We start from the raw sequence: 23,841 nt of genomic DNA, 5'->3' as shown, positions 1-23,841 counted from the left end.
CTCAGAACCGACATGCTAGTTTTCATTCTTCGCCGCCTGGTCCAGTCATTGATCGTGATGCTCACGGTGGCCTGTGTGTCCTTCATGCTGTTCCAGTATGTGGGCGACCCCGTCACCAATCTGCTGGGTCAGGACGCCACGCAGGAGCAGCGCGAGTCCTTGCGCCGCGATCTGGGCCTGGATGCGCCTTTCCCGGTTCAGTTCGCCCGCTTCGTCGGCAATGCGGTTCAAGGTGAATTCGGCTTGAGCTTGCGTCAGGGGCGCAAGGTCTCGGACCTGATCGCTGAGCGTCTGCCGGCCACGCTGGAGTTGGCTCTGGTGGCAGGTCTGATTGCTCTGGGTGTGGGCATTCCACTCGGTGTTTACGCGGCTTTGCGGCGGGGCAAGGCGAGCTCGCAGCTCTTGATGATGCTGTCTCTGCTGGGCGTGTCCCTGCCGACCTTTCTCATCGGCATCCTGCTGATCCTGGTGTTTGCAGTCTGGCTGAAATGGCTGCCCAGCTTTGGTCGCGGTGATGTCATCGCTATTGGCAGCTGGACCACGGGCTTGCTGACCGTCGATGGTCTTCGCCATGTGCTCTTGCCGGCCATCACCTTGTCGGTGTTTCAGCTGACCCTGATCATGCGCTTGGTGCGTTCCGAAATGCTGGAGGTGCTGCGCACCGACTACATCAAGTTCGCCCGCGCACGCGGCCTGAGCAACCGGGCGGTGTACTTCGGCCATGCCTTGAAGAACACCTTGGTGCCGGTGATCACCATCACCGGGCTGCAGCTGGGCCAGCTGATTGCCTTTGCCATCATCACCGAGACGGTGTTCCAGTGGCCGGGCATGGGTCTGCTCTTCATCCAGGCTGTGCAGTTCGCTGACATCCCGGTCATGGCCGCCTATCTGTGCCTGATCTCCTTCATTTTCGTCACCATCAACTTGCTGGTGGATTTGCTGTATTTCGCGGTCGACCCGCGTTTGCGTACGCAGGGCAAGGCCCATTGAAGCGCTTGAATCTGCCAAGCTGCCCCGACCCTGATTCCAGAGAAGCATCGAACCGATGAGCCAACCTTCAAGCCCGCCCGCGCCCTCAGCACCGAATGCGCTGCAGCGTTTTTTCGACGGCGACGTATGGCATTCCTTCCGCAGCTCGCCGGTGGCCATGCTGGCCGCGGTGATCGCGCTGATTTGCGTCTTCTGCGCGGTGTTCGCCGAGTTCGTTGCACCCCACAACCCCTTTGATTTGGCATCGTTGGAGCTGATGGATTCGCGCCTGCCGCCGGCCTGGATGGAGGGGGGCAGCAGCAAGTACCTGCTCGGTACCGACGATCAAGGGCGGGACATTCTCTCGGCCCTCATGTACGGCGCCCGCATCTCGCTGTTCGTGGGCCTGGCCTCGGTGCTTTTAAGCATGGTGCTCGGGGTCGGCCTGGGTTTGCTGGCGGGCTTTGTCGGCGGCCGGATTGACGCGCTGATCATGCGCGTCTGCGATGTCATGCTGTCCTTCCCGTCCATCCTGATCGCCCTGCTGATCGACGGGGTCGGCCGGGCCATGTTCCCGAACGCGCACGACACCTTGGCCTTTTTGGTGCTGATCCTGGCGATCTCGCTGACCGGCTGGGTGCAGTACGCGCGCACAGTGCGCGGCACCACTATGGTCGAGCGCAACAAGGAGTATGTGCAGGCGGCGCGCGTCATCGGTGTCACGCCGCTGCGCATCATGCGCCGCCATGTGCTGCCCAATGTGCTGGGCCCGGTGCTGGTGCTGGCCACCATTCAGGTGGCCTCGGCCATCATCACCGAGGCGACTTTGTCTTTCCTCGGTGTCGGCGTGCCGCCAACCAGCCCCTCGCTGGGCACCTTGATCCGTGTGGGCAACGACTTTCTGTTCTCCGGCGAATGGTGGATCACCATCTGGCCTGGCGCCATGCTGGTGCTGATCGCGCTGTCGGTGAACCTGCTTGGGGACTGGCTGCGCGATGCGCTCAATCCCCGCCTGCGTTGAATTGCAAACTTTCCTGCCCATGAGCACACCTTTGCTTGAGGTCCGCCATCTGCGGGTCGAATTCCCCACCCGGCGCGGCACTTTGCTGGCGCTGGACGACATCAATTTCGACATCGCGCCTGGAGAGATCCTGGGCGTGGTGGGTGAGTCGGGCGCTGGCAAATCGCTGACCGGCGCAGCCATCATCGGCTTGCTGGATCCACCGGGGCGCATCGCTTCAGGCGAAATCCTGCTGGAAGGCCGGCGGATCGACAACCTGCCCTACGAGCAGATGCGCAAGATCCGCGGTCGCCAGATTGGCGCGATCTTCCAGGACCCGCTGACCTCGCTGAACCCGCTCTACACCGTGGGCCAGCAGCTGATCGAAACCATCACCACGCATCTGGACCTGAGCCAGGTGCTGGCCCGGGCCCGTGCCATTGAGTTGCTGGAGCAGACCGGCATCCCCGCCGCGGCTGAGCGCATCGACCAGTACCCGCACCAGTTCTCGGGCGGTATGCGCCAGCGCGTGGTGATCGCCCTGGCCTTGGCGGCCAGCCCGAAGTTGATCGTCGCCGACGAGCCGACCACGGCGCTCGATGTCTCCATCCAGGCGCAGATCATTGCCTTGCTCAAGCGCATCTGCAAAGAGCAGGGCGCGGCGGTGATGCTGGTCACCCATGACATGGGTGTGATTGCCGAGACCTGCGACCGCGTGGCCGTGCTTTACGCTGGGCGCGTGGCCGAGATCGGCCCAGTGCACGATGTCATCCACAAGCCGGCCCACCCCTACACCGCCGGCCTGATGGGCTCCATCCCGGCCATGGACGAGGACCGCGAGCGCCTGTTGCAGATCGATGGTGCCATGCCGCGACTCAATGCCATCCCGACTGGATGTGCCTACAACCCACGCTGCCCTCGGGTCTTCGAGCGCTGCCGCAAGGAGCGGCCCGAATTGGTCCGCGTCGGCGCGGGGCGTGCTGCGTGCTGGTTGCATGCGCAGGCCCCTGAATCCGAACTGGAGGGTGCGCGATGAGCCGGCCCCTGGTGGAGGTCAAGGACCTCGCGAAGATCTTCGATGTGTCGCCGCCCTGGTTGAACCGGGTGGTGGAGCGCAAGCCGCGCCAGTTCGTTCATGCCGTGGACGGCGTGAGCTTTTCCATCGAACGCGGCAAGACTCTGGCTCTGGTGGGCGAGTCGGGCTGCGGCAAGAGCACGGTCGCGCGCTTGCTGGTGGGCTTGTATGAGCCGACCCGTGGCAGCGTCGAGTTCGACGGTGCCGACACCGCCAAGACCTTGGCGTCCAATGGCGCTCTGGCTTTGCGCCGGCGTATGCAGATGATTTTCCAGGATCCGTATGCGTCGCTGAACCCGCGCTGGAAAGTGCAGGACATCATCGCCGAGCCGCTGCGTGAACATGGTTTGATCGCCGGCCAGGAGGCACAGCGTGCCCGGGTGGCAGAGTTGCTGCAGTCGGTGGGTTTGACGGCAGCCGACCGCGAGAAGTTCCCGCACCAGTTTTCCGGCGGTCAGCGTCAGCGCATTTCGATCGCCCGAGCCTTGGCTACGCAGCCGGAGTTCCTGGTTTGTGACGAGCCGACCTCGGCCCTGGATGTGTCCGTTCAGGCCCAGGTCCTGAACATCATGAAGGACCTGCAGCGCGCGCGCGGGTTGACCTATCTCTTCATTTCTCACAACCTGGCCGTGGTCCGCCATGTTTCGGATCAGGTCGGTGTGATGTATCTGGGGCGGCTGGTCGAGCTGGCGGACAAGGCTGACTTGTTTGCGCGACCACGGCATCCGTACACCCGCATGCTGCTGGATGCGATTCCCGACATTCACATGAGCGGCCGTTCACGCACCCCGGTGCAGGGCGAGGTGCCCAACCCATTGAACCCGCCCAGTGGCTGCAGCTTTCATCCGCGCTGTCCCCACGCCGGCCCGCGCTGCAAGGCCGAACGACCGGCCTTGCTGGAGATCAAGGGTGTCCGTGTGGCCTGCCACGCGGTGGAGGAAGGCCGGATCTGAATGTCGCCGCGCAGCAGCGCCCTGGATGCTCAGCGCATCAGGGTCGTGCGGCGCTGGCGGCTGGCGCTGCGGCCTTGCCTGCCGTTGGCTTGGGCGGTTGGAGCGGGCCTTTTTGGCCGCATGCGCTGAGCAAGCCCAGGCTCAGACCAAGGCCCAGCACGAGGGCGGCGCCGCATCGGCCCAAAGACCTTGGCGGGCGAGCGGTGCCGGCCTGCGGGCCTACACTGCGGACTTCCTTGTTGTTTGCTTTCATGGCCGCAGTTTATCTCCGCGTGCCGTCAGCTCTTGCCATCATGTCGCAGCCTTCCGCCCCCTCCACCTCCGCCGTTCCTGCCGCCACGCCGCTCAGTGATGTGGACTACCAGGCGCGCACGCGCCGTGTGCTGGACCAGGTCGAGGCGACCGTGGACGCTTGGCTGGATGCCGACTTCATTGACATCGACAGCCACCGCAGCGGCGGCCTCTTGGAGCTCAGCTTTCCTGGCGGCAGCAAGATCATCTTGAACACCCAGGCGCCGCTTCAAGAGTTGTGGCTGGCCGCGCGAGCCGGGGGCTTCCATTTTCGGCATGTCGACGGCCAATGGTTGGACACGCGCAGCGGCGTGGAGTTCCATCAACTGCTGTCCGAACTGGCCAGTGCCCAGGGCGGCAAGGCGCTGCAATTCAAGGCGGCCTGACGGTCCCCAGTGGGCGCCGCCAGGCAAGGCCTAGCGCTTGAACAGGTCGAGGATGCTCTTCTTCTCGTCTTCGGTGGCGGCACCCGGCATCTTTCCTTCTGACTGAGTCAGCTCGCGCACGCCGGCGGTGCCGGTGTACTCGTCGTAGTACCACTCGCCATTGCGGTTGACCACGCCCTCGGGCGCCGTCATTTCACTGACCGCTACGCCTTTCAGCGCCTGGCTCATGTACTCAATCCAGATCGGCAGCGACAAACCCCCGCCCGTTTCCCGGTCGCCCAGTTTCTTGGGTTGGTCGTAGCCCATCCACACCACGGCCACCACCTCTTGCTGGTAGCCAGCGAACCATGCGTCCATGGAGTCGTTGGTGGTGCCGGTCTTGCCGTAGATGTCTGGCCGCTTGAGTTGTGCCTGGGCTTTGGCGGCGGTGCCGCTGCGCGTCACTTCTTGCAAGAGGCTGGTCATCAGGAAGGCGTTGCGAGCTTCGATCACCCGGCTGTCCTCGCCCAGGTTCAGCTGCGGCGCCTCGTAGATGACTCGGCCTTTGTTGTCGGTCAAGCGCGCGATCAGTTGCGGTGTGATGCGGTGGCCGCCGTTGGCGAACACGGCGTAGCCCTGTGCCATCTGCATCGGCGTTACCGAGCCGGCGCCCAGGGCCATGGTCAGGTAGGCCGGATGCTTCTCGGCCTCGAAACCGAAGCGGGTGATCCATTCCTGCGCGTAGTTCACGCCTATGGAATTGAGCACGCGGATGGACACCATGTTCTTGGACTTGGCCAAGGCCTTGCGCAAGGGCAGGGGGCCATCGAAGGTGCCGTCGTAGTTCTTGGGTTCCCAGGGCTGGCTGCCGGTGGTGGCGGCGTCGAAGAACAGCGGTGCGTCATTGACCACGGTGCTGGGTGTGAAGCCTTTTTCCAGCGCCGCTGAGTAGATGAAGGGCTTGAAGCTGGAGCCCGGCTGGCGCCAAGCCTGGGTCACATGGTTGAACTTGTTCTTGGCGTAGTCAAAACCGCCCACCATGGCGCGCACCCGGCCGTTGCGCGGGTCGAGCGAGACGAAGGCGCCTTCCACGACGGGCAATTGGGTGATGGTCCATTCTTCCTGGTTCGGTTTGCTGGGAACCGGTGTTTTCACCACACGGATGATGGCGCCGCGGCGCACCCGGGTCTTGGGGTTGCCGTTCTCGGCCAAGCCAGAGGTGGCCGGCTTCAGGCCCTCGCCAGTGATGGCGACTGTTTCACCGCTCTGCAATGCGGCCACCACCTTTTTCGGGCTGGCTTCGAGCACCACGGCGGCCAGCAGTTCGTCATTGGCGGGATGGTCGTTCAGGGCTTCAGCGATGCGGCTGTCCAGCTCGGTCGGGTTGGCGGGCAGATCGGCATAGGCCTCGGGGCCGCGGTAGACCTGACGACGCTCGAAATTGAGGATGCCACGGCGCAGGGCGCGGTAGGCGACGTTTTGTTCTTCGGCTTTGAGCGTCAGATAGACATTGAGGCCGCGCGTGTAGGCTTCTTCGCCGTATTGGCTGTAAATCAACTGGCGTGCCGCTTCGGTCACGAACTCGGCATGGCTGGGCGTCTCATTGACTGGGCGCAGGCGCAGCTTCTGAGCCTTGGCGCTGTCGCGTTGCTCCTCGGTGATGTAGCCGTTCTCCAACATGCGCTCAATGATGTACTGCTGACGTATGGTGGCCCGACGCGGGTTGTTGATCGGGTTGTAGGCGGAAGGGGCCTTGGGCAGGCCGGCCAGCATGGCTGCCTCAGCAATCGTGAGGTCCTGGATCGGCTTGCTGAAATAGACCTCGCTGGCGGCGGCGAAACCATAGGCGCGATGCCCCAGAAAGATCTGGTTCATATAGATCTCGAGGATCTGCTCCTTGCTCAGCGCGTTCTCGATCTTCAGTGCCAGCAAGATCTCGTAGATCTTGCGGGTCAGCGTCTTCTCGGTCGAGAGGTAGAAATTGCGCGCCACCTGCATGGTGATGGTGGAAGCACCTTGGCTGCGTGACTCGGTGAAGTTGGCCAGCCCTGCGCGGATCACGCCGAGGTAGTCCACGCCGCCGTGCTGGTAGAAGCGCGCGTCTTCGATCGCCAGGACGGCGTCCTGCATGACTTTGGGAATTTCCTTGATGGGCAGGAAGTTGCGTCTTTCGTCGCCAAATTCGGCCAAAAGGGTGTCGTCACTGGACAGCACGCGCAGCGGCAGCTTGGGGCGGTAATCGGTCAGGCCGCTGATGTCGGGTAGGTTCGGGTAGGCGGTGGCCAGGGCCAGGGCCAGCAGCATCAGCACCGCAAAGGTTCCGGCTGCGGCCATGCCGAGCAGCCAAGTCAGTGCTTTGAGCAAGACATGAGCGACAGGCCTACGCGCGGCTGGCCGGGTCTCAGATGTGGGCTGCTGCGGGGAGTTCTTCTTGGCGTCGCTCATGGGCCTCCGAATGGGTCGGCGCATTATAGGAAGGGCAAATCCAAGCAGAGGCGGCACGAGGCCCCAGTTTCCGGGCTGAAATGAATCGGGGGTTTTGCCTGCTTGTCAGGCTCTGACTTCAAGCCGTCCGACGGGAGAATTAGGATGAAGCCATTCCAGTGAGTTGCTTTCGGCAATAAAAAAGCCGAGTTTCTTGGTGTTTTTCGGGGCAGCCAGACCGGCGCCGCCCGTGTATGTTACGCAACGAGCTGTTACCAGCTGTGACCGCTTTTCATTGGGCGATCAACACCTTTGCTGCTAGCATTCAAGTAACTTATTAACAGTCCGGCGCACAAACGTTGGGGGATTCGCGTCATGGGCATACTTGACGTTTTATTGGGTCGAAAGCATCCGCCGATGATTGGCCTCGATATCAGTTCGTCGAGTGTCAAGTTGGTGGAGCTGGGCCAAAGCGCCAGCGGTGAACTGGTGTTGGAGCGATTTGCCACCGAGTCTTTCGAGAAAGGCTGGATCACTGACGGCCAAATCGAGAAATTCGACGAGGTGGCTGACGCCGTACGGCGTGTGGTGGCTCGCAGTGGCAGCCGCACCCGCGATGCGGTGCTGGCAATGCCGCAGTCGGCCGTCATCACCAAGAAAATCATGTTGCCAGCGGGCCTGCGCGACGAAGAGTTGGAGATCCAGGTCGAGGCTGAGGCGAATCAGTACATCCCCTTCTCACTCGACGAAGTGAGTCTGGATTTTTGCGTGATCGGGCCCAGCCCGACCTCGGTTGGTGATGTTGAAGTCCTGATCGCCGCCTCGCGCAAGGACCGCGTGCAGGATCGCCAGGGCTTGGCTGAAGCGGCCGGCCTGCGACCTGTGGTGCTGGACATCGAGTCGCACGCCTCACGCATGGCCATGGGTCGCTTGATCACCAACCTGCCCAATGCTGGTAAGGATGCGCTGGTGGCTTTGTTTGAGATTGGTGCGGACACCACCAGCCTCAAGGTGCTGCGCGATGACGAGATGCTCTACGACCGCGACCAGGCCTTTGGCGGCTCTCAGCTGACGCAGCTGATTTCGCGCCAATACGGCTTCTCGTTCGAGGAGGCGGAGCAGAAGAAGTTGTCCAATGACCTGCCCGAAGACTTTGAGGTTGCGGTGCTCAATCCTTTTGTGGACAGCTTGTCTCAGGAAATCGGCCGAGCCCTGCAGTATTTCTTCACCAGCACGCCGCACCACAAGGTGCACTACGTGATGTTGGCGGGTGGCACGGCCACCCTGCCGGGCTTGAAGGAGCGGGTGACTGAGTTGACCGGCTTTGCCTGCATGGTTGTGAACCCGTTCGAGAACATGGAGCTGGGTTCTTCCGTGCGAGAGCAGAAGCTGCGCCGTGAAGCGCCGGCCTATCTGACCGCTTGCGGCCTGGCGATGCGGAGGTTCTACCAGTGATCTTGATCAATCTGCTTCCCCACCGGGAAGAGAAGCGCAAGCGCCGGAAGAGTGCTTTCTTTGCCGGCCTGGGCTTGTCGGCCCTGGTGGGTGTCGGCCTTTTGATGGCCGGCTACGCCCTGTACCAGCATCTGAATGCCGAACAGCGCAGCCGCAACCAATATCTGAGCGACCAGATCGCCAAGCTCGACGAACAGATCAAGGACATTGCCAATCTGAAGTCGGAGCTCGAGTCTTTGAAATCCCGGCAACGGGCGGTGGAGGACTTGCAGAGCGATCGCAACACGCCGGTGCAACTGCTCAACGAGCTGGCACGGCACACGCCCGAGGGCGTGTACCTGACGGCGATACGACAGGCCGACAAGGTGGTGACGATCAGCGGCGTGGCTCAAACCAATGAGCGCGTCTCGGAGTTCATCCGTAACACCTCGCGCAGCTCGGAATGGCTGGAGCGACCCGATCTGGTGGAGATCAAGGTGGCCAATCTGAGCACTAACGGCCGTGATCAGAAGCGCCTCTTTGACTTCTCCATGCGGGTGTCGATCAAGGAGCCGGTCCGCGAGGCCGCGCCCGGCATCCCGAACAAGCCCGCTGCGGCGCCCAAGTCCTGAAGGCAAGCATGGCCAGTACGTCTTTGAATTTCAAGTTTGACCCCAATGCCTGGGCGGGTGAGCTGGCGGATCAGTTCCGCGGTCTGAACCCGAATGAGCCGGGGCAATGGCCCTGGCTGCCCAAACTGGCGGCCTTTGTCGGGGTAACCGCCTTGGTTTTGGTTCTCGGTTGGGTGTTCGCGCTGTCTGACGAGCAAGCCTTGCTTGATGCTGAGGTGGCCAAGGAGCCAGGTTTGCGCCAGGACTACACGGCCAAGCTGGCTCAGGCCGTCAATCTGCCAGAGCTGCGCAAGCAGAAGAGCCAGGTCGAGGAGTACGTGACCCAACTGGAGAAGCAGCTGCCCGGCAAGGCCGAGATGGATGCCTTGTTGTCCGACATCAATCAGGCAGGTGTCGGTCGCGGTTTGCAGTTCGAGCTGTTCCGGCCGGGCCAGGTGCTGGTCAAGGACTATTACGCTGAGCAACCCATTTCCTTGCGCGTTTCCGGGCGGTACCACGACATCGGCGCATTCGCGGCTGACGTTTCCAACCTCTCCCGCATCGTCACTCTGCACAACCTCAATGTGCTGGCGCCGTCGGGCAAAGAGGTGGGCAATGGCGCTCTGAGCATGGAGGCCACCGCGCGCACCTACCGCTACCTGGACACGCTGGAAGTGGCTGAGCAGAAGAAGCTGGCCGCCAAGACAGCGGCTGGAGCGAAGAAATGAGCGCCCGAATGAAGCACAGCCTCCGGAAGGGTGGTCAAGCCGTTCGCTTCTGCAGCATCGTAGTGATCGGTTTGGGCCTGGCGGCTTGTTCCGCCGATATGGACGAGCTGCAGCAATGGATGGAGCAGCAGCGCAAGGACGCCCGGGCCAATGTCGTGCCCTTGGTTCCGCCCAAGAAGTTCCTGCCTCAGCCCTACGAGGCGAGTTTGGGTGTCGAGCCCTTCAGTCCGCAGAAGCTCAGCGTGGCGGTGAAGCAAGAAGCCTCGCTGCCCAACTCCTTGTTGGCGGCCGAGATGAAGCGGCCGCGTCAGCCTTTAGAGGCCTATCCGCTGGACAGCATGTCCATGGTGGGCAGCATCACGCGCCAGAGCCAGCGCTACGCCTTGTTGCGTGTGGACAACCTGCTCTATCAGGTCAAGGGTGGCGACTACCTGGGCTTGAATTTTGGGCGGGTGATGAAGATCAGCGAAACCGAAATCGGATTGCGAGAAGTCGTCCAGGACGCTGCGGGCGAGTGGATTGAACGCACCAGTACCCTCCAGCTGCAGGAGAAGGGACGATGAAAAATTTCCAGGAGACATCGAGGATGAGCCATTGGCGCAAATGGGCTACGGCCTCGGCCTTCGTTCTGACGGCGCTGGCCATGGTCGCGCCGGCACAGGCCCAGACTGCCATCCGTTCCATCAACAGCACCCAGCAATCGGGTGTGGAAGTGGTGCGTATCGAGTTGAGCCAGCCGCTGACGGAAATTCCGCGCGGCTTCACCGTGCAGACGCCGCCGCGCATCGCCATCGACCTTCCTGGGGTGGTCAACGCCGTGGGGCGCTCGGTGGTGGAAATCAATCAGGGCAATCTGCGCTCGGCCAATATCGCCCAGGCCGGTGAACGTTCGCGGGTGGTGCTGAATCTGCGCACGCCTTCGGGCTACCGCGCCGAGTTGCAGGACAACGCACTGCTGCTCATTCTTGAGAACGCAGCAGCAGCACCTCAGGCCGCCAATGAGCCGGTGCATTTCTCGCAGAGCCTCAACGCCGAGGCGCAAGCGATTCGTGACATCGACTTCCGCCGTGGTCAGGACAACTCCGGGCGAGTGATCGTCAACCTGCCGAGCAATCAGGTGGGCGTGGACATCCAGCAGCAAGGCCAGAACTTGGTGGTGGAGTTCCTGCGCTCGACCTTGCCTCCGGGCCTGCGTCGCAAGCTCGATGTGGCCGATTTCGGTAGCCCGGTGCAGTCGGTGGTGACCACCCAAAACGGTGACCGCGTCCGCATGGTCATCGAGCCCAAGGGAGCCTGGGAGCACAGTGCGTATCAAAGCGACAACCAGTTTGTGCTCGAGGTGCGCCACCAGAAGCAGGACCCTAACAAGCTGACCACCGGCCCCGGCTACGCCGGCGACAAACTGTCCTTGAACTTCCAAAACATCGAGGTTCGCGCACTGCTGCAGGTGATTGCCGATTTCACCAACTTCAATGTGGTGACCAGCGACACCGTGACAGGCAGCGTCACCCTGCGCCTCAAGGATGTGCCCTGGGATCAGGCCCTGGACATCATCATGCAGGCCAAGGGCCTGGGCCTGCGCAAGTCCGGCAATGTGCTGTGGATTGCGCCCAAGGACGAACTGTCCGCCAAGGAAAAACTCGACCTCGAAGCCAAGGCGCAGATCGCCAATTTGGAGCCGGTGCGCACCCAGTCGATTCAGCTGAATTACACCAAGGCGGAAGAAGTCGCCAAGGGGCTGACCGGTCAAAACTCGACCGGTGGGGGTGGTGGCTCGGGCGGGCAGAACCAGGCACGCATCTTGTCGCCGCGCGGCAGTGTCATCTTCGAGTCGCGCACCAACCAGTTGTTCGTCACCGACATTCCTTCCAAGCTGGAGGAGATCCTGGCCATGATCGCCAAGATCGACATCCCGGTGCGCCAGGTCTTGATTGAAGCCCGCATCGTCGAGGCTGACGACAAGTTCGGTCGCTCCTTGGGTGTCAAGTTGGGCAGTGCTGATCTGCGTGGCCTCAACGGCGGTATTCCAGGCTACTCGGTCGGCGGCAACAATTACCTGACCCTGGGCGGCAGCCTCAACGGCATTGCCGGACAGACCTTGCAGCCTGGCGGCAATGTCGGCCTGGATTCCAGTGGCCGCTACAACACGCAATTCCTCAACTTGCCAGCCAATGTGTCTTCGGACAGTTTCGGTGGCGCCAATGTCGCGAACTTTGCCTTGTCACTGTTCAACGCCAGCGCCAACCGCTTCTTGAACTTGGAACTGTCTGCGTTGGAAGCTGACGGCAAGGGCAAGATCGTCTCGAGCCCTCGCGTCATCACCGCCGACCAGGTCAAAGCCTTGATCGAGCAAGGTGAAGAGCTGCCCTACCAGGTGGCCACCTCCAGTGGTGCGACTTCGATTCAGTTCAAGAAGGCCGTGCTGAAGCTGGAAGTCACGCCGCAGATCACGCCTGAAGGCAATGTGATTCTGGATGTCGACGTCAACAAAGACAGCCGCGGCACGCTGACGCCCCAGGGTTATGCGATCAACAACAAGCATGTGAAGACCATGGTTCTGGTCGAAAACGGCGGCACGGTGGTGATCGGCGGCATCTTTACCCAGGATGAGCGCGAGAGCGAGTCCAAGGTGCCGGTGCTGGGGGACATCCCTTACCTGGGGAATTTGTTCAAGAGCAAGAGCCGCACCACCAGCAAGACCGAGCTCTTGATCTTCCTGACCCCCAAGGTGGTCAGTGATCGGGCCACGGTGCGCTGAGGCGCAAGCGATATCGGGAGAGGCCGCGCGCATGAACGCGCGGCAATGCAGGAGTTTGCAGAAATGAATACATCAATGGTTACCGGTCGCATGTCATGGCGTCGAATGGCTGGCAGCGCTGCGGCCTTGCTTTTGGCTATGACCTTGGCAGCTTGCGGAGGAGGTGGTGGCGATTCCGGGAAGTCCGTGTTTGACCCGGGAACGGGCACGCCGCCGACCACACCGACGACGCTGACCGACTTGGCCATCGTTGCAGACAAGACGACAGTGCCAAACTCCGGCTTGGAGAACGTGACGTTCACCATCACGGCGCTGACCACGGGCAATGCAGCCTTGACCGGCGTGGAGACGCCGGTCACCGTGGAGGTGGACAGTGGGGCGATCGTCACCCCTTCCGCCAAGGTAACAGGCAAGGACAACGGCAAGATCACCGCCGTGGTTCAACTCACCGACAAGACCAGCCGCACTGTCAAACTGACGGTCAGCTCCGGCACAGTCAAGAAGACTTCCAGTTTCGATGTGGTGGACAGCGTCAATGGCAGCAAGGTCGCCGACCTGCGCTTGGTCGTGGACAAGGTCAGCTTGCCCAATGACGGCACTCAAGTGGCCAAGCTGAGCGTGACTTCAGTCGATGCCTTCAATAGCGCCATTGGCGGCTCGCCGGTGTCCTTGGCACTGGTTGACCCTGTCTCAGGTGGATCCATTGTCAACTCGTTCGGCAAGACCTCCACAGACGACACTTCTGGCGTCCTGACTGCAGACATCAGTCTGGTGATCAACAAGGGCAAGTCCCCTCGCGCCATTTCGGTGCAGGCCACCAGCGGCACGGTGGTGCGAACCATCAGCTTCGACGTCATCGAGGCCGTGTCCATTGTGCCTAAGGCCAGTGACTTGACCATGACCCTGAGCAAGAGCACGGTTGGCAACGCCGGCAGCGAGTCGGTCGATGTGGTGCTTACCGCCGTGGATGCTTTGCGCAATGCGGTGCCTGGCATCAAGGTGACCTTCTCGGTCGACAGCGGCGCGGTTCTGGTTCCCGGAAATCTGGTGACCGATGCCAATGGTGTGGCCAAGGCCTCGGTCTTGGTCGGCGCCGATCGTTCCAATCGCACGGTGACCGTGACCGCCACCAGCGACGCACTGGTGCGTCGTGCTTCATTCAAGGTGACGGGAGCCAAGCTTCAGGCCCAGCTTTTGCCTGCGACCCTGCGCAATGGCGATGTGGGTGCTGTTGAATACACGCTGTCGGATGTCAATATCAGTCCGATGGTCGGCGTTGCGGTCTCTGTTGGCGGCAGCCAAGGCGCCGCGGTCGCGTGCGCTGGCAGCGCCGCTCCGGCTGAAGCCGTTACGGATGGCAAGGGCAAGTACACCTACTGCTACAAGGCCTCAGGCAGTGGCCCGACCGAGATCTCGGCAACGGCAGGCGGCACCTCGGTCAAGAGCACGGTGCAGATCGATGCCACGGTGTCGGATGTCCCTGTGGCTACGACCATCGGCTCTGCGACGTTCACAGCCTCGCCTGCTGTCGTTGCGGTCAATTTGGTCGGAAGCAGTGAAAATCGCTCTGAGCTCCGCCTGCTGTTCCGTAGTGACAAGAATGAACCGGTTCCGAACGTGCGGGCACGCATTGGTTTTGGTACCAACAACTCCGGCTCCGATGGGGTGATCAGTTCTGGCAACGACAAAATCATCATTTCGGATGCGACCGGAATTGCGGTCACCAGTTTTGTGGCCGGCCAACGGCCGAGTCCGACAGATCAGGTGAAGGTGTATGCCTGCTTCTCCAAGACCGACACGGTGGAGACCATTGCCGCCTGCCCTGCTGACCGTCTCCGAACCGTCTCGCTGACGGTGGTGGAACAGCCGGTGTCGGTGTCTATTGGTACCAATGCCTTGATCGGTACAGGAGCGAACAAGCTGACCTACTTCCTGGAGTTCACCGTGCTGGTGGTTGACTCGGCTGGCAATCCGAAGTCGGATGTGCAGGTCGCGCCCTTGATCGACCTCCCGAGCTACCAGAAGGGCTTTTACTTCTACGATCTCGGTTTGAAGAAGTGGATTCAAGTCGTGACCCAGAATTGTCTGTCTGAGGACAGCTCGGTCGGCAGGGGCTTCCGCAATGGCACGATCGAAACCGGGGAAGACCTCAATACCAACGGCCAGTTGGATCCGCGTAAATCAGACGTGTCCATCACCATGGTGGGCAGCACGCGCACGGACTCCAGCGGGCTGGCGGTCATGCGCATTGAGTATCCCCAGAGTTATGGCAGTTGGACGGAATTTGCCATTCGTGTGAGCGCTTCGGGCGTGGTCAGCCCACCCGCTTTCTTCGGCCGCATTGCTTCAGAAGGTGACACGCTTTTGACGTTGAAGGGCACCGAACAGTACACCGGTGTACCCGTGGACGTGATCAAGGCCGAAGGTACGCCCCCGTTCGTCATCAGCCCTTACGGCCAAGTCGCAAGTTGCTCGAGCCCGAACTGAAGCGCTGTTCTTCTGCATGAGCGCAGCAAGCCTCGTGATCGCCCTTGTCGGCATGCCCGGCGGTGGCAAGTCCACCGTCGGCCGCCAGCTGGGCCGCCAGCTGGGCATGCGCTTCGTCGACACGGATGCAGAAATCGAAGCGCGGATCGGGGAGCCGATCCGCGTTTTTTTTGAGCGTTCGGGCGAAGCGGCTTTTCGCGATATCGAAAGTCAGGTTCTGTCTGAACTGCTGACGCGCAGCGGCGAACTGGTGCTGGCCACCGGCGGCGGCATCGTGCTGCGTGAAGCCAACCGGCAGCTCTTGCACAGCGCTGCCACTGTCCTGTACTTGCGATCGACGCCGGAGGAACTGTTCCGGCGCCTGCGTCACGACACCCAGCGGCCTTTGCTGCAGGTACGCGATCCTTTGCAGAAGCTGCGTGAGCTCTATGTTCAGCGCAACCCGCTCTATCGCAGCTGTGCGCACTTTGTGTTGGAGACGGGCCGTCCCTCGGTTCACGGCTTGGTCAATATGGCTTTGATGCAGCTGGAGCTGGCGGGTATGATCGATCCGTCCCGGGTTGCTGCCACGGTCGGCGCCGAACCCTGCTGAGCTCAGTCGGCCCCTCGTGTCGGCCGCCGTACACTTGGCAGATGACTGTTTCGGCCCCTCATCATTCCGCTGTCCAGTGCGTTTCGATTGCACTTGACCAACGCAGCTACGACATCCACATCGGCCCAGGCTTGCTGAGCTCGCCTGACTCTTGGCATGGTTTGCCCAAAGCAGCTTGCGCGCTGATCGTCAGCAATGAGCTCGTGGCGCCGCTGTATTTGCAGAGCTTGCAAGCCCAACTCGGTGCCCACTATGCGCGGGTCGAGTTCGTGCAACTGCCCGATGGCGAGCAGCACAAGGACTGGGCCAGCCTGAATCTCATCTTTGACCACCTGCTGGCGCGTGCCGCAGACCGCAAGACGGTCTTGTTCGCGCTCGGCGGTGGCGTTATCGGTGATATGACCGGTTTCGCTGCTGCCATCTATATGCGCGGCGTGCCCTTCGTGCAGGTTCCGACGACGCTGCTGGCGCAGGTGGACTCCTCGGTGGGTGGCAAGACGGCCATCAACCATCCGCTAGGCAAGAACATGATCGGTGCTTTCTACCAGCCCGAGCGTGTGATCGCCGATCTCGATACCTTGGATACCTTGCCGCAGCGTGAGCTGGCGGCAGGCCTGGCCGAAGTCATCAAGTACGGGCCGATTGCCGATGGTGATTTTCTGACCTGGATCGAGGTCAATTTGGATGCATTGCTGGCGCGTGACAAGTCGGCACTGGCCTATGCCGTGAAACGCTGTTGCGAGATCAAGGCTTGGGTGGTGGGCCAGGATGAACGCGAGCAAGGTTTGCGGGCCATCCTCAATTTTGGCCACACCTTCGGCCACGCCATCGAGACCGGCATGGGCTACGGGCAATGGCTGCACGGCGAGGCCGTCGGTTGTGGCATGGTCATGGCGGCTGATCTGTCGGTGCGCAAGGGCTTGATGCCGGCAGCTTTTCTGCCCCGCTTGCGCGAGCTGATCGAGCGCGCAGGTTTACCGGTGCGCGCGCCGCGCTTGGGAGCTGAGCGCTATCTGGAGCTGATGCGCGTGGACAAAAAGGCCGAGGGAGGTGAGATTCGCTTTGTGCTGATCGAAGCCTTGGGCCGGGCCGGCATGCACGGCGCGCCAGATGCGCTGGTGGCTGAAGTGCTTGCCGCCCATTGCGAGTGAGTCCGTCACCCGGGCCCAGTCGCTGAACGCCAAAGTCAACCGAGGAACTCAGCGCACCATGCCACTCGCCCCTTACGCCTGCGACCCTGCGAACAGTCGTGGCCGGCGCCATCCGGAGGCTGCAGCGCCGACCCGCAGCGAATACCAGCGCGACCGCGACCGCATCATCCACAGCACGGCGTTTCGTCGCTTGGTCTACAAGACGCAGGTCTTCATGAACCATGAGGGCGATCTGTTCCGTACGCGGCTCACACATTCCCTGGAAGTGGCCCAGCTGGGTCGCTCCATGGGCCGCAGCTTGGGTCTCGATGAAGACTTGATCGAGGCGATCGCACTGGCTCACGATCTGGGCCACACGCCTTTCGGCCATGCTGGGCAGGATGTGCTGGACGAATGCATGAAGGCCCACGGCGGCTTTGAGCACAATCTGCAATCGCTGCGCGTGGTGGACAAGCTGGAACTGCGCTACCCCGCGTACGACGGGCTCAACCTCAGTTTCGAGACCCGCGAAGGCATCCTGAAACATTGCGCGCGACGCAATGCAGAACTGCTGGAGGCCGCCGAGCCCGACGGTGTCGCCCGCAGATTCTTGTACGGTGGGCAGCCGAGCTTGGAAGCGCAGCTCTGCAACTTGGCCGACGAGGTCGCCTACAACGCCCATGACGTCGATGACGGTGTGCGCTCCGGCCTGCTGACTCTTGAGCAACTGGAGGAAGTGCCTTTGGTGCACTTCTATTTGCGCGAGGCCTTGGTCGAATACCCGAATCTGGACGGCAAGCGCCTGCTGTTCGAGACCATACGGCGCATGCTCTCGGCCCAGGTCTACGACATCATCGATGCCACCCGGCTGGCCTTGGCAGAAGGCGAGGGCATTGCCAATCTGGCCGCCGTTCGCGCAGCTCCACCGCTGATTCGCTTCAGCCCGGAAATGCGCAAAGCAAGCACCGAACTCAAGCGCTTCTTGTTTGCCAAGCTGTATCGCCACAGCCAGGTCCAGCAAACCCGCTTGCGGGCCGAGCAGGTCCTGCGCGACTTGTTTCGTATCTACACCAGCGAGCCGGCGCAACTCCCGCCCGACTTCGCTGGCGCCACCGATGCCCCGCGCGCTTGCGCTGACTACATTGCCGGCATGACAGACCGTTTCGCCTTGCGCGAACATCAACGTCTGACGGGCCTGACGTTGTTCTGAGCTGCCTCCGAATCGGGACCGAGCCCCCTAAATTGGGTCAGAGTCAATTGAATGGATTCCCTCGACGATTTTCGTCGTCAGCCGCGTAGAAGTCTCTCAAAATAGGGTCAGTGTCATTTAACTCGCCTTTTGGAACAATTCACCATGGCTCGCCTCCCACGCTTGCTGCTGCCCGGCCAGCCTCACCATCTGATGTTGCGCGGCAACAACCGCCAGCCCATCGTTCACGCCGATGCGGATCGGCAGCAAATCTTGGAGTTCCTGCGCGACGGTGCACGCCAGTACAAGGTCGCCATCCATGCTTATGCGTTGATGGACAACCATCTGCATCTGCTGGCTACGCCTGAAGACGAGCAGGGCATCAGCAAGATGATGCAGTCTTTGGGCCGCCGCTATGTGGCGTGGTTCAACCACAAGTACGGGCGGACCGGAACCTTGTGGGAAGGGCGCTTCCGTGCCACGGTCATCGACAGCGAACGCTACTTTCTGGCTTGTATGCGCTATGTCGAACTGAACCCCGTGCGCGCAGGGCTCTGTGCCCTGCCGGAAGACTTTCCTTGGTCAAGTTGCGCCAGTCATCTCGGCCGGCGTAGCGATGCCTTGCTGAGCGAGCATCTTCTGTACTGGACCCTCGGCAACACGCCTTTCGAGAGGGAGATGGCTTACCGCGAATTGTTGATGGAAGGCTGCGCGGAGGCCGAGCGCCTCAGCATCACCCAGGCAACCCTGAAGGGCTGGCCTTTGGGAACCAGTGGCTTTCTGCGTGCTCTGGCGGATCAGACGCAGCGCCGCGTGCAGCCTCAAGCCCGCGGTAGACCGAGAAAAATGATCGTCGACGGCGATCAATCTTCCCAATCTTTACCCTCGAAAAATCACACTGACCCCATTTAAATGGGTGGCAACCGGTTGATTGATGGAAAATCGACTCTGACCCTAATTCTTTTTGCTTGAGGCTTTTGCTGCGGCGCATTAATCTCCGTCCCCGTAACTGAATTACGTCGGAGAGCGCCATGAGCCAGAACGCAGCAGACCAACATGCCGAGATCCAAGATCTGGCCGCCCACGGCATGTACCGGCCGCAGAACGAGAAAGACGCTTGCGGCCTGGGTTTTGTGGCGCACATCAAGGGTCAGAAGGCGCACTCCATCGTTCAGCAGGGTCTGAAGATTCTTGAGAACCTGGATCACCGCGGTGCGGTCGGTGCCGACAAGTTGATGGGCGACGGCGCCGGCATCCTGATCCAGATCCCCGACGAATACTTCCGTGCCGAGATGGCCAAGCAGGGCGTGGAACTGCCGCCCCCTGGCGAGTACGGCGTCGGCATGATCTTCATGCCCAAGGAGCACGCCTCCCGCCTGGCTTGTGAGCAGGAGTTGGCCCGCGCCATCAAGGCCGAGGGTCAGGTTTTGCTGGGCTGGCGCGATGTGCCGGTTGATGCCGAGATGCCCATGTCGCCGACGGTGCGCGACAAAGAGCCCATCATTCGCCAGATCTTCATCGGCCGCGGTCCGGACATCATCGTGCCCGATGCTCTGGAACGTAAGCTCTATGTGATCCGCAAGACGGCGTCGAGCGCCATCCAGGCGCTGCAACTGACGCACAGCCGCGAGTACTACGTGCCCAGCATGAGCTGCCGCACCATCATCTACAAGGGCCTTTTGCTGGCCGATCAGGTGGGCAGCTACTACAAGGACCTGGCCGACCCGCGTGTGGTCTCAGCCATCGCATTGGTCCACCAGCGCTTCTCCACCAACACCTTCCCCGAGTGGCCGCTGGCCCACCCCTACCGCATGGTCGCCCACAACGGCGAGATCAACACGGTCAAGGGCAACTTCAATTGGATGCGCGCGCGCGAAGGCGTGATGAAGTCGCCGGTGCTGGGTGAAGATCTGAACAAGCTTTACCCGATCAGCTTCGAGCACCAGTCAGACACGGCCACCTTTGACAACGCTCTGGAACTGCTGACCATGGCCGGCTACCCTCTGGCCCATGCCGCCATGATGATGATCCCGGAAGCCTGGGAGCAGCATGAGCATATGGACCTGCGCCGCCGCGCGTTCTACGAGTACCACGCCGCCATGATGGAGCCCTGGGATGGTCCTGCGGCCATGGTCTTCACCGATGGCCGCCAGGTCTGCGCTGCGCTGGACCGCAACGGCCTGCGCCCAGCGCGCTACTGCGTCACCGACGACGATCTGGTCATCTTGGCCTCCGAGTCCGGCGTGCTGCCTGTGCCTGAAAACAAGATCGTCAAGAAGTGGCGCCTGCAGCCCGGCAAGATGTTCCTGATCGACCTGGAGCAGGGCCGCATCATCGATGACGAAGAGCTCAAGAACCAGTACGCCAACGCCCGGCCCTATCGCCAGTGGATCGAGAACGTGCGCGTCAAGCTCGACGACATCGAGGTGGCCGACACCTCGGCGGCCAGCTTCAGCGCCAGCCTGCTCGATCGCCAGCAAGCCTTCGGTTTCACCCAGGAAGACATCAAGTTCCTGATGGCGCCCATGGCCGCCACCGGCGAAGAAGCCCTGGGCTCCATGGGCAACGACTCGCCGCTGGCCGTGCTGTCGAGCAAGGACAAGCCGCTGTTCAACTATTTCAAGCAGTTGTTCGCCCAGGTGACCAACCCGCCGATCGACCCGATCCGCGAGGCCATCGTCATGTCGCTCAACAGCTTCATCGGTCCCAAGCCCAATCTGCTGGACATCAACGCGGTCAACCCGCCCATGCGCCTGGAGGTGTCGCAGCCGGTGCTGGACTTCAAGGACATGGCCCGTCTGCGCCAGATCGAGGCTCACACCCACGGCAAGTTCAAGTCCTACGAGCTGGACATCACCTACCCGCTCGCCTGGGGCCACGAAGGCGTCGAGGCACAGCTGGCTTCGCTGTGCGCCGAAGCGGTCGATGCGATCAAGAGCGGCCACAACATCCTCATCATCACCGACTGCGGCCTGAGCGACAGCCGTGTGGCGATCCCCGCCTTGCTGGCCCTGTCCGCCATTCACCACCACCTGGTGCGTGAAGGCCGCCGCACGACCGCCGGCCTGGTGGTCGAAACCGGCAGTGCCCGCGAGGTGCACCACTTTGCCGTGTTGGCTGGCTTCGGTGCCGAAGCGGTTCATCCCTACTTGGCCTTGGAAACCCTGGCCGAAATCGCCGCCGGCCTGCCGGGCGCTTTGTCCGCCGATAAGGCCATCTACAACTACATCAAGGGCATCGGCAAGGGTCTGTCCAAGATCATGTCCAAGATGGGCATCTCCACCTATATGTCCTACTGCGGCGCGCAGATCTTCGAGGCGATCGGCTTGAAGTCGGACTTTGTGGAGAAGTACTTCCGCGGCACGCCCACGCAAGTGGGTGGTATCGGCGTGTTCGAGGTGGCAGAAGAGGCGATTCGCCTGCACCGCGCCGCTTTCGGCGACGACCCAGTTCTGCACACCATGCTGGATGCTGGCGGCGAATACGCCTGGCGTGCCCGCGGTGAGGAACATATGTGGACGCCGGACGCGATTGCCAAGCTGCAGCACAGCGCGCGCAGCGGCAAGTTCGACAGCTACAAGGAATACGCGCAAATCATCAACGACCAGAGCAAGCGCCATATGACGCTGCGTGGTCTGTTCGAGTTCAAGTTCGACCCCAGCAAGGCCATTCCGCTGGACGAAGTGGAACCTGCGTCCGAGATCGTCAAGCGTTTCGCCACCGGCGCGATGTCGCTCGGCTCCATTTCGACCGAGGCCCATGCCACTCTGGCCGTGGCCATGAACCGCATCGGCGGCAAGAGCAACACCGGTGAAGGTGGCGAGGACCCGGCGCGTTATCGTAACGAGCTCAAGGGCATCAAGATCACGGCCGGCACCAAGGTGTCCGATGTGATCGGCAACAAGGTCATCGCCGTCGACTACGAGCTCAAGGAAGGCGATTCCCTGCGCTCCAAGATCAAACAGGTCGCTTCGGGCCGCTTCGGTGTCACCACCGAGTACTTGGTCAGCGCCGATCAGATCCAGATCAAGATGGCCCAGGGCGCCAAGCCGGGTGAGGGCGGTCAGCTGCCCGGCGGCAAGGTCAGCGAGTACATCGGCATGCTGCGTTATTCGGTGCCGGGCGTCGGCCTGATCTCGCCGCCGCCGCACCACGACATCTATTCCATCGAGGACCTGGCCCAGCTGATTCACGACCTGAAGAACGTCAACCCCAAGGCGGATGTGTCGGTCAAGCTGGTCTCGGAAGTCGGCGTCGGCACCATCGCCGCCGGCGTCACCAAGGCCAAGGCCGACCATCTGGTCATTGCCGGCCATGACGGCGGCACAGGCGCTTCGCCCTGGAGCTCGATCAAGCATGCCGGCACCCCTTGGGAGCTGGGCCTGGCTGAGGCCCAGCAGACCCTGGTGCTGAACCGCCTGCGTGGCCGTGTGCGGGTTCAGGCCGACGGCCAGATGAAGACCGGCCGCGATGTGGTCATCGGTGCGCTGCTGGGCGCTGACGAATTCGGCTTCGCCACCGCGCCGCTGGTGGCCGAAGGCTGCATCATGATGCGCAAGTGCCACCTCAACACTTGCCCGGTGGGTGTGGCTACGCAAGACCCGCTGCTTCGTGCCAAGTTCACCGGCAAGCCCGAGCATGTGGTGAATTACTTCTTCTTCGTCGCCGAGGAAGCGCGCCAGATCATGGCCCAGCTGGGCCTGCGCAAGTTCGAAGACCTGGTCGGCCGCAGCGATCTGCTCGACACCAAGAAGGGCATCACCCACTGGAAAGCCAAGGGTCTGGACTTCAGCCGGGTGTTCCACCGCCCGGCGCTGGCGGCTGATGTGGCCCGCACGCACGTTGATGTGCAAGACCATGGCCTGGACCGCGCGCTTGATGTGAAGCTGATCGAGAAGTGTCTGCCTGCCTTTGAGAAGGGCGAGAAGGTCCAGTTCATGCAGGAAGTCAGCAATGTGCGCCGCACCGTCGGCGCCATGTTGTCCGGCGAGCTGATCCGCCGCCGGCCTGAAGGCCTGCCCGACCACACCATCTTCATCCAGATGGAAGGCACGGGTGGCCAGAGCTTCGGCGCCTTCCTGGCCCAGGGCATCACCTTCTATTTGATCGGTGACGCCAACGACTACACCGGCAAGGGCCTGTCCGGCGGCCGTGTGGTGGTACGCCCCAGCATCGACTTCCGCGGTGATGCGACCCAAAACATCATCGTCGGCAACACCGTGCTCTACGGAGCAACGCGTGGCGAGGCTTTCTTCCGCGGCGTGGCGGGTGAGCGCTTTGCGGTGCGGCTCTCGGGTGCCTCGGCCGTGGTCGAAGGCACGGGTGACCATGGTTGCGAGTACATGACCGGCGGCACCGTGGCTGTGTTGGGCAAGACCGGTCGCAATTTCGCTGCCGGCATGAGCGGCGGCATCGCCTACGTCTACGACGAAGACGGCCAGTTCGCCAAGCGCTGTAACACCAGCATGGTCGCGCTGGACAAACTGCTGCCCTCGCATGAGCAAGAGGCCACCGTTGACCGTGCCGTCTGGCATCACCTCGGCGACGCCGAGGCGCAGACCGACGAGGCCATCCTCAAGAAGATGCTGGAAGACCACCACCGCTGGACCGGCAGCGCGCGGGCCCGCCACATCCTCGACCACTGGGCCGAATCGCGCGCCAAGTTCGTCAAGGTCTTCCCGCACGAGTACCGCCGCGCGCTGGGCGAGATCCACGCGGCCAAGCAGGCGGCGTCGACCATTGAGCACGCCAAGGCTCCGGCCAGCGCCAAGCCAGCCGTCAAGGCCTGAGCGAGGGTCGGTCGCCCCAGTGGCGTGAAGCGAATCGGGGTTGGTA

18 protein-coding genes are annotated in these 23,841 nt (G+C 62.1%); 16 read left to right on the top strand and 2 right to left on the bottom strand.

The genetic code is table 11. The features are described 5' to 3' along the window. Positions 1 to 12 precede the first annotated feature (12 nt). From ACQY39_RS23135 to ACQY39_RS23120, 4 genes are read left to right on the top strand one after another with little or no spacing between them, the layout of a single operon-like run. Complete coding sequence (locus ACQY39_RS23135; protein WP_428510297.1) at positions 13 to 990, top strand: ABC transporter permease; 978 nt, start codon at positions 13 to 15, stop codon at positions 988 to 990. A gap of 55 nt (positions 991 to 1,045) precedes the next feature. Beyond that, positions 1,046 to 1,990 (top strand): ABC transporter permease, encoded by a 945-nt coding sequence (locus ACQY39_RS23130; protein ID WP_428510295.1) that lies wholly within the window; start codon positions 1,046 to 1,048, stop codon positions 1,988 to 1,990. A 19-nt stretch (positions 1,991 to 2,009) separates the two neighbouring features. Further along, complete coding sequence (locus tag ACQY39_RS23125) at positions 2,010 to 3,005, top strand: ABC transporter ATP-binding protein (protein WP_428510293.1); 996 nt, start codon at positions 2,010 to 2,012, stop codon at positions 3,003 to 3,005. Continuing rightward, positions 3,002 to 3,997 carry an ABC transporter ATP-binding protein gene (locus ACQY39_RS23120; protein WP_428510291.1) on the top strand — a complete coding sequence of 332 codons (996 nt, stop codon included), beginning with the start codon at positions 3,002 to 3,004 and terminating at the stop codon, positions 3,995 to 3,997. The genes ACQY39_RS23125 and ACQY39_RS23120 overlap by 4 nt, the downstream gene beginning before the upstream one ends. A 37-nt stretch (positions 3,998 to 4,034) precedes the next feature. Here ACQY39_RS23120 and lptM read toward each other — a convergent pair whose 3' ends face one another. Beyond that, positions 4,035 to 4,250 carry an LPS translocon maturation chaperone LptM gene (lptM, locus tag ACQY39_RS23115; protein ID WP_428510289.1) on the bottom strand — a complete coding sequence of 72 codons (216 nt, stop codon included), beginning with the start codon at positions 4,248 to 4,250 and terminating at the stop codon, positions 4,035 to 4,037. A 40-nt stretch (positions 4,251 to 4,290) separates the two neighbouring features. Here lptM and cyaY point away from each other — a divergent pair, with 40 nt between their 5' ends. Beyond that, entirely contained in the window at positions 4,291 to 4,674 is a 384-nt protein-coding gene (cyaY, locus tag ACQY39_RS23110) for an iron donor protein CyaY (protein ID WP_428510287.1), read from the top strand. A 30-nt stretch (positions 4,675 to 4,704) separates the two neighbouring features. Here cyaY and ACQY39_RS23105 read toward each other — a convergent pair whose 3' ends face one another. Beyond that, the gene (locus tag ACQY39_RS23105) at positions 4,705 to 7,098 is read right to left on the bottom strand and encodes a penicillin-binding protein 1A (RefSeq protein ID WP_428510285.1); all 2,394 of its coding nucleotides are present in this window, start codon (positions 7,096 to 7,098) and stop codon (positions 4,705 to 4,707) included. 354 nt (positions 7,099 to 7,452) lie between these two features. Here ACQY39_RS23105 and ACQY39_RS23100 point away from each other — a divergent pair, with 354 nt between their 5' ends. The 11 genes from ACQY39_RS23100 to ACQY39_RS23050 all read left to right on the top strand — a co-directional run bounded on the left by ACQY39_RS23100 (position 7,453) and on the right by ACQY39_RS23050 (position 23,795). Next, positions 7,453 to 8,532: a pilus assembly protein PilM gene (locus ACQY39_RS23100; protein ID WP_428510283.1), complete on the top strand. Its 1,080-nt coding sequence runs from the start codon at positions 7,453 to 7,455 to the stop codon at positions 8,530 to 8,532. Further along, positions 8,529 to 9,143, top strand: a complete 615-nt coding sequence (locus ACQY39_RS23095; protein ID WP_428510281.1) for a PilN domain-containing protein — start codon at positions 8,529 to 8,531, stop codon at positions 9,141 to 9,143. The genes ACQY39_RS23100 and ACQY39_RS23095 overlap by 4 nt, the downstream gene beginning before the upstream one ends. A gap of 8 nt (positions 9,144 to 9,151) precedes the next feature. Further along, positions 9,152 to 9,850 (top strand): type 4a pilus biogenesis protein PilO, encoded by a 699-nt coding sequence (locus tag ACQY39_RS23090; protein WP_428510279.1) that lies wholly within the window; start codon positions 9,152 to 9,154, stop codon positions 9,848 to 9,850. A gap of 8 nt (positions 9,851 to 9,858) precedes the next feature. Beyond that, the gene (locus tag ACQY39_RS23085; protein WP_428510277.1) at positions 9,859 to 10,413 is read left to right on the top strand and encodes a pilus assembly protein PilP; all 555 of its coding nucleotides are present in this window, start codon (positions 9,859 to 9,861) and stop codon (positions 10,411 to 10,413) included. A gap of 23 nt (positions 10,414 to 10,436) precedes the next feature. After that, positions 10,437 to 12,608 (top strand): type IV pilus secretin PilQ, encoded by a 2,172-nt coding sequence (gene pilQ / locus ACQY39_RS23080; protein WP_428510275.1) that lies wholly within the window; start codon positions 10,437 to 10,439, stop codon positions 12,606 to 12,608. A 63-nt stretch (positions 12,609 to 12,671) separates the two neighbouring features. Then, positions 12,672 to 15,095: an Ig-like domain-containing protein gene (locus tag ACQY39_RS23075; RefSeq protein WP_428510273.1), complete on the top strand. Its 2,424-nt coding sequence runs from the start codon at positions 12,672 to 12,674 to the stop codon at positions 15,093 to 15,095. A 16-nt stretch (positions 15,096 to 15,111) separates the two neighbouring features. Further along, positions 15,112 to 15,687, top strand: a complete 576-nt coding sequence (locus ACQY39_RS23070; protein ID WP_428510271.1) for a shikimate kinase — start codon at positions 15,112 to 15,114, stop codon at positions 15,685 to 15,687. 41 nt (positions 15,688 to 15,728) lie between these two features. Then, the gene (aroB, locus tag ACQY39_RS23065; protein WP_428510269.1) at positions 15,729 to 16,838 is read left to right on the top strand and encodes a 3-dehydroquinate synthase; all 1,110 of its coding nucleotides are present in this window, start codon (positions 15,729 to 15,731) and stop codon (positions 16,836 to 16,838) included. A gap of 58 nt (positions 16,839 to 16,896) precedes the next feature. Next, positions 16,897 to 18,027, top strand: a complete 1,131-nt coding sequence (locus ACQY39_RS23060; protein WP_428510267.1) for a deoxyguanosinetriphosphate triphosphohydrolase — start codon at positions 16,897 to 16,899, stop codon at positions 18,025 to 18,027. A 144-nt stretch (positions 18,028 to 18,171) separates the two neighbouring features. Next, on the top strand, positions 18,172 to 18,918 hold the full coding sequence (locus ACQY39_RS23055) for a transposase (RefSeq protein WP_428510265.1): 747 nt from the start codon (positions 18,172 to 18,174) through the stop codon (positions 18,916 to 18,918). Between the two features lie 119 nt (positions 18,919 to 19,037). After that, complete coding sequence (locus ACQY39_RS23050; RefSeq protein WP_428510263.1) at positions 19,038 to 23,795, top strand: glutamate synthase-related protein; 4,758 nt, start codon at positions 19,038 to 19,040, stop codon at positions 23,793 to 23,795. The last annotated feature ends 46 nt before the right edge of the window (positions 23,796 to 23,841 follow it).

Source organism: Roseateles sp. (assembly GCF_965262435.1).
Classification (GTDB): domain Bacteria; phylum Pseudomonadota; class Gammaproteobacteria; order Burkholderiales; family Burkholderiaceae_C; genus Paucibacter_A.
This window is presented reverse-complemented; position numbering and strand designations above follow the sequence as displayed.